Here is a 6,604-nt window from a genome sequence, read left to right as displayed (position 1 = left end):
TTAGGTTGAGAAATTATAGAAAACGCTTTCATTTTGTATCGTAATTTTTTATAAAAACTATATAAATAAAGGAGCTTACTAACAATGAACGTCTCATTACTCACACCTACTACTGATTTACAAGAAGAATACTTAGATTTCTATAACGAATGGAAAGATAGCGGTGAAACAATGATCCCGTGGGTTATCTCAAAAAATCCTGCCAACTTCCCAGCTATGGTTCAAGAACTTCTCGATGCGCATAACGGAATAAATATCCCTAAAAATTGGGTACCAGACTCTACATATTGGCTTGTTACAGATGAAAATAAAATTGTGGGAGCTGTTAATATACGTCATAGTTTAACCAAACATTTATTTAACGCTGGCGGTCATATCGGTTATGGTATTCGCCCTTCTGAAAGAAGAAAAGGTTATGCTACGAAATTACTAGCATTATCATTAGAAAAAACGAAGGAATTAGACATCACGAAAGTACTTGTCGTTTGCGACGCAGTGAATACCGCTTCTGAAAAAACGATTTTGCATAACGGCGGGCTTCGTGATGATGATTTCACTGAGGAAGATGGGAATATAGTAAGAAGATATTGGATTGAGCTATGAATGATCACAAATAAGCGAGAAAGTGATTATACACTTTCTCGCTTATTTTACACTGCTTCTATTTCAAACTGCACTGTAATACCACTTGGATCTACCACCACAAACCCATTTGTAGTTTCATTTATTTCATGTTGTTTTTCTATTAATCTTTCTTTCACATCGTCTAACGCTTCTTTATGCGGTAGTACAATAGCATATACCTTTAGTCCAGTTGCATATACTGGTGGGTGTGGATTGTTTACTCCGTTCCACGTATTTGCACCAATATGGTGATGATATCCCCCTGCTGAAATAAATAAGCAATCCTCTTCACGCTGTTGTACTTCAAAACCTACTGTTTCCACATAAAATTCATGTGATTTCTCTACATCAGCTATTCGTAAATGTACGTGCCCAACGACAGTATTAGCAGGCAAACCATCAAACTCATAATCAACGAGTGTTGCCAATTCTTTTAAATCAAGTGGTGTACTTCCTCCTGACCCTTCTCCCCATTGATCACGCGGACGGTCTGCATAAATTTCAATACCATTCCCCTCTAAATCTTGCAAATAAAAAGCTTCGCTATATGTATGATCACTTGCACTATTAAACCTTGAAATTGGTAAAATTTCATTTGAATATGTATAACGCCCTTCTTGCTCATCCGGGCTGTCAATTACATTCTTATTACGAAGAACCCCAAATAGCGCAGAAGCAAAAGCTTCACGAGTCGGAACTAAAAAGGCTACATGATATATACCAGTCGTACGCGGTTCTTGCAGTACCCCGTCCTCTAACTTTTCAAGAACAAGTAACGCGTTCTTTCCACCTTTTCCAGATAAATATGCTTTATTCCCCTCTTGCTTAATTACCTCTAATCCTACAACATTCTCATAAAAAGCAATTTGACGCTCTAAGTCTTTCACTTTAAATTCAACATGACCAATACGTGTTTTCGGATGAATTTGTACCATGAATAACTCCATCTCCTTATCCCTATATTTTTCCATTACATATAACCGTTACTATGAAGGATACAACTAAAATCATCCTATGTAAATAAGAAAAGTCAGAATTTACATACATTTTTATTTTCATAATAAAAAAGCCACCTTTTCTAAATTTCAGAAAAGGTGGCTTTATAACTCTTATCTCATTTTATGTACTTCAGCAACTAGCTTTCCACCCTGAATGCCCATATAAAGCTTCACAGGTGCATCATTCGTATTTTCAAATACTAAATCTAAATATGGATATGCAATTGTAGCATCTCTTCCTTGTGGAACATAACCTACCGTTTTAGAATGTGTAGTTCTCTCCACCATTTTCAGGCCAGCTTGATCTGCTGCATTGTATAAAGTTGAAGATGTTTGACAAACACCACCGCCATATCCATCTACTAATTTACCATCAACTATTTCTTTCCCTAATTGATATCCTTTATCTGGTGTTGTATCACCGATTAATGAATTAAAAGAGAAACGGTCTCCTTTTGCTAACACAACTCCGTTTATGCTCGCTGCTGACAAACGAATATTCTCAATACGGCCACCTGTTGAACCACCTAAGTTCGTTTCATATCTACCAATTACCGTACCATTTCCTTGCGCATCACTTAATGTTGCGACTGGTTTTTTCTCCACGATCGGCAACTGATACGTAGCATCCCACATACCAACGTTTAACAATTTATCTACTAATTCTTTTTCCATTAATTCATAAGAAGGTTTTCCTTCTTGCCAACTTCCATCAGGTGCTATACGTGAAGGAACCATTTTTTTGTCGACGCTTTTTCCAACCTCACCAACAACCTTTGTTACAGACTTTTTAAATTTCGCTTCATCTTCAAAATAGCCTAAACCAGATAAATCTAATTTTTTCACTTCAGTACCAGTTCGACCATCAACTAAACTAATAGTATCTTGCACTTCTGCTTTAGCCTCTACAGTGTGCCCACCAATATCACTTACCAATGCAACATCACTTACTTTTGCACCACAGCCACTCACTACAGCTACACATAACACCCCAACTAATATACCCTTTACTTTACGGAACAATATACTCTCTCCCTTTCCCCAACATCACTATTATGTATTTATTTCATTTTTATGTATGTTTTGTTACAATCATTTTACAATATGTTTATAAAATGTTACAAGTTATTTTTCACTCTATATAAATTACTCTTTTCTTTTATAAATGTCTATACATATTTACATAAAAGTTTGAGTTTGATAGAATTGTAACTTTTATGTAAACTCTCTCTTTTATCCAGTATATACCATCAAGCAAAAGAAATACAAATCAAAAACCCTCAAGCTATTTTTTATAAAGTGAAACTTTAATCAGTGGGGTCTTACTGCCCGTTAATGCGGGATAAAGAGAAATCCCGTCAACATAAATAGGTATTTGCCGTGCCACCGCTCCGCTTTTGCACATACATTATGGTGAATTCAACCTATTTTAAAGAAATGGAGGATGTTATTATGTATCCCTACAATCCATATGATCCATATAATCAATATGCGTACCAACAACCACAGTATGACTTACAAGCACAATATCAATCTTATATAGATCAAGCAGAGCACACGAATCCATATGACCAAAATAGACAATTCCAACTTCCAATCTCTTTTCCTGGCACTGGAAATCGTCAATTAGAAAGACGCGTAAATGAGCTTGAACAAAGAGTTCGTCAACTAGAAAATACAGTTGAGCGCCATACACGTAGACTAAACCGCTTAAACCAACGTTTACGCACAGTAGAAAACAGACTAAACATTCCATTCGCAGCATTAGAAGACGGATTTTAATCGAGAAAATAAAGATTATATAAAGGAAGGGGCTTCCCCTTCCTTATATAAATTGACGAAAGTTTTTTCCATCTCTATACTGATAAGAGTTAATGAAATGAAACAAGGTGATAAATATGGATTTTGAAATAAATTATCTTTCCTTTTATGTTGTACAAGTAGAAGGAAAAGGTGAAGCAGTTGATAAACGCTACAAACATTTTCAAACTTTAGACGCTGAAGAATATGAAGATAGTTCCTTAAAAGAATTTTTGAATGGTGAGTTATTAAAAATATCGAAGCGAAAAGTAGAACGTCATGCAAAAACAGAACAAGCCCCAACAAAAATCGGTCGCTTTATTGTAGAAGAAGGGCACGAACTTGATTCAAACCCTCATTACAACCTTTTTAATCGTATTCGCTTTGCAGAAACAAAAGAAAACTTTAAAGATATGAGCGAACCTCTCGTTTATACATATCTTGACACAAGCGCTGTACGTGGTGGTGTATTTTTAATTGCTCAGGCAAAACTACGCAAATACTTTGATGATCCATTCGTATTCGTAATGAAATGCGACTTTGAACCAAAGGTTGCTTCTATTTCTGATGAATCAACACTGATTCGTAACGTTGAAATGGCCATCACAACAAAGAATATGAAATCTATCCAATATCCGTACATGCCTGAAGAAGGAATGGTTGAAGTAGGCGAACTAAAAATACATCAAGCATCACATGCCCGCTACTTTGAAGACTTCTTAAAATTCGTCGAATATGAACGCTCTATGCCTGAAATTATGAAAACACAAGTAATGGACATGGTATACGACCAAATTGAAGATGTATTTGAAGAAGGTACGGAAGAACGCGAACAATTCGACCAAGCGATGGAAGTATGGGCTGCCAGTCCGAAACGCGAAATTATGGAACAATTTTCAACTGAAGAAGTAATGGAAGCAACCGCTCAAATCGTCGAGCATGCTCCTGAAGTGGAATTAAAACTAAAAGCCGATCATATCTCTGTGAAGGCGTTGCTTGCGGATTTTGGGGATCAAATACATATTGCGAAGGTAAATGATCGATATGTACTTATGATTGAAGCAGACACACTTACATTTGAAAAAGGCTTCTCTCCTATTGAGTTTCTGAAGCCAGATGAGCTGCAAGATGTGATTGAGCGGATTGAGAATAAGCAGCAGTATTCGTTTGATCCGAGCGGTATTGAATAAAGTGAAACTTTAATCAGTGGGGTTTTGTTCATCCCCCACTAATTATTAGCCCTCACCAATCGGGCTTTTACGGGATAAATACTTCCATATAACTGTTGTTACTGGGCGCTTTTAATAAGCGCTCTTTTATTTATATTAAAAACCGATTCTACTAAGAATCGATTTTTCTGCTTTATAATAAAACATGTTTATTTTTAAATTTTTTTGATGCAAGATGACATTTGTTGCAGAATCAAATATATCCCTTCCTTGTTATACAGGCTTATTTCCATTAGAAATATCTACTTCAATATTTCTAGTTGACCAAGTCCTTCTATAAGTTGTTAAAATGCAAATTTCACTTTACTACCTCAAATTTATTGTACTCGTAAAAAGATAATTGAAAACGATATTCCGGATGTTCTCTCACCCAATCGTAGGCTTCTTCTAAAATTTCCATTTTGTTTTGCAAGTCATTAAGTTCACTACATTCGTCCCTTTTCTGTTTGCACAGAGGGCAGAATCCATTCACTATTTCCGCACTCGTCGCCCTAATAGTTTTACTTTCTAAATCAACTACTAGACGAAGAATAACAGAATGCTCTTCTTTTGTAGTCACCTTCATTTCAGCAATCCGATCCTCATTCCAAAAGACACCGTTTAATTCCATCTTTACTGTGACATCTTTAATATCCAAGTCTACCACTATCATACCTCCCTTGTACAAAACTCAATCTTACTCTTCTATTTTAAACTTTAATACACCACAACTTAAAGAGATATTAAGTTTTTTCCAATTCTTCTTTACTATGAAAGAAAGTGTAGTTAATGCTAATTGTGTGGTAAATATTATCCCAAAAACTAAAACAGTTAAAATGTTAAAGATTGTTTCCATTAAACTACACTCTTTTCTTTATATATATTTTTATTTTATTAATACAGTTTAAAACTCTTATTACGTCTTAACACTCCCAAAGCAATTATAATGTACAATCACAACAACAAGTTGATGCCTATTTAATATCAATACGCTGTTATTACATGTATGTAGTTAGAGATGGAGGAGCAATTCATTTAACCTCTGTATTCTCCTCCATCTCAGCCAAATACCTAATCTGTCGTTCCGCTTTTCTCACTGCTGTACGAAAATGTTTTTTCAGGAGTTCTACTGTATTTTCACTTATATAATATCTTTCCGTTATACTTTCCCACGTGTCACCACTTTCAAATGTACTCCATTCAAAAGGGCGTTCTGTATTTTTCTTTAGTTCTTTAAATACCCATTTTCGCATCTTTTTTTTCGCTTTTTCTGTTAGTTTTCCGTTTTTTACAAGTTCAAGTTCACCATGTCTTTTGTATCGCTTATTAATATCTCTCTCGCTATACACTTTAAGAAGTATATTTGCTGTATTTTCAGCATCTGCTAAAGCACGGTGCTGTTTTCCTTCCCACGTTAAAGCGAGCTGTTCTACCGCAAATTGTAAACTTGGCGTATGTTCAAACAATTCCTCATATGCTTGGAAAACAAATTTTTGCAAATCAATTCTATTTTCTTTTTCTATACTTGGGCATTCAACACCATATAATGTACAATCATGAGATAGAAAGCGATAATCTTCTTTTCCCCATGAAACAAATATAGAACCTTCGCCGATGAACTGAATAAATTTCTCTATAATCTGAGGGAATTTTTCTACACCCATTAAATCTTTTTTCGTAATACCGGTTAATTTTGTTGTATGACGAGTTAATCGTGCACTTGGTTTTACTAACTCCGAAAATTCTTCAATTATCTTCATTGTACCTATTTCTATTTTTACAGCTCCGATATCAACTATTTCTGATGGATCTTCTGATTTATACGGTCTGAAATTCCTTTCAATATCAAACACAATGAAATGTGTAGCGTTTTTCAATTTATTTACCTCTTTCTAAATTCCTTTTCACACAAACACTTTATTTTCAGTATTTATTTATTCATGTACTTTATACAAAAATACTCCGAATAAATAA

General features: G+C 34.9%; 7 protein-coding genes. 3 read left to right on the top strand and 4 right to left on the bottom strand.

The genetic code is table 11. The annotated features are described in order from the left end of the window. Nucleotides 1-84 precede the first annotated feature (84 nt). A complete protein-coding gene (locus ACQGSG_RS08135; protein WP_001103124.1) occupies nt 85-603 on the top strand; it encodes a GNAT family N-acetyltransferase in 519 nt (172 codons plus the stop codon). Between the two features lie 47 nt (nt 604-650). Here ACQGSG_RS08135 and ACQGSG_RS08130 read toward each other — a convergent pair whose 3' ends face one another. Beyond that, a complete protein-coding gene (locus tag ACQGSG_RS08130) occupies nt 651-1,559 on the bottom strand; it encodes a VOC family protein (protein ID WP_000249876.1) in 909 nt (302 codons plus the stop codon). Nucleotides 1,560-1,733: 174 nt separating this feature from the next. After that, nucleotides 1,734-2,645, bottom strand: a complete 912-nt coding sequence (locus tag ACQGSG_RS08125; RefSeq protein ID WP_000488980.1) for a VanW family protein — start codon at nt 2,643-2,645, stop codon at nt 1,734-1,736. A gap of 429 nt (nt 2,646-3,074) precedes the next feature. Between ACQGSG_RS08125 and ACQGSG_RS08120 the strand changes: the two genes are divergently transcribed. Beyond that, on the top strand, nt 3,075-3,404 hold the full coding sequence (locus ACQGSG_RS08120) for a hypothetical protein (RefSeq protein WP_098618799.1): 330 nt from the start codon (nt 3,075-3,077) through the stop codon (nt 3,402-3,404). A gap of 116 nt (nt 3,405-3,520) precedes the next feature. Then, a complete protein-coding gene (locus tag ACQGSG_RS08115; RefSeq protein WP_000345046.1) occupies nt 3,521-4,612 on the top strand; it encodes a DUF3900 domain-containing protein in 1,092 nt (363 codons plus the stop codon). A 337-nt stretch (nt 4,613-4,949) separates the two neighbouring features. On the opposite strand, the gene ACQGSG_RS08110 is transcribed toward ACQGSG_RS08115, so the two are convergent. Further along, complete coding sequence (locus ACQGSG_RS08110; protein WP_000227983.1) at nt 4,950-5,297, bottom strand: hypothetical protein; 348 nt, start codon at nt 5,295-5,297, stop codon at nt 4,950-4,952. A 364-nt stretch (nt 5,298-5,661) separates the two neighbouring features. After that, nucleotides 5,662-6,507: an exonuclease gene (locus tag ACQGSG_RS08105; protein ID WP_000786417.1), complete on the bottom strand. Its 846-nt coding sequence runs from the start codon at nt 6,505-6,507 to the stop codon at nt 5,662-5,664. Nucleotides 6,508-6,604: the final 97 nt, after the last annotated feature.

Source organism: Bacillus sp. GMa5/1 (assembly GCF_050172015.1).
Lineage (GTDB): Bacteria > Bacillota > Bacilli > Bacillales > Bacillaceae_G > Bacillus_A > Bacillus_A cereus.
Note: the sequence above shows the minus strand (reverse complement) of the source record. Positions and strands in the feature narration are given on the sequence as shown.

Bases quoted from the DNA above. Each gene is read 5' to 3' on its own strand.
- ACQGSG_RS08115 (WP_000345046.1), top strand. From the start codon at position 3,521: ATGGATTTTGAAATAAATTATCTTTCCTTTTATGTTGTACAAGTAGAA.
- ACQGSG_RS08135 (WP_001103124.1), top strand. From the start codon at position 85: ATGAACGTCTCATTACTCACACCTACTACTGATTTACAAGAAGAATAC.
- ACQGSG_RS08130 (WP_000249876.1), bottom strand. From the start codon at position 1,559: ATGGTACAAATTCATCCGAAAACACGTATTGGTCATGTTGAATTTAAA.
- ACQGSG_RS08120 (WP_098618799.1), top strand. From the start codon at position 3,075: ATGTATCCCTACAATCCATATGATCCATATAATCAATATGCGTACCAA.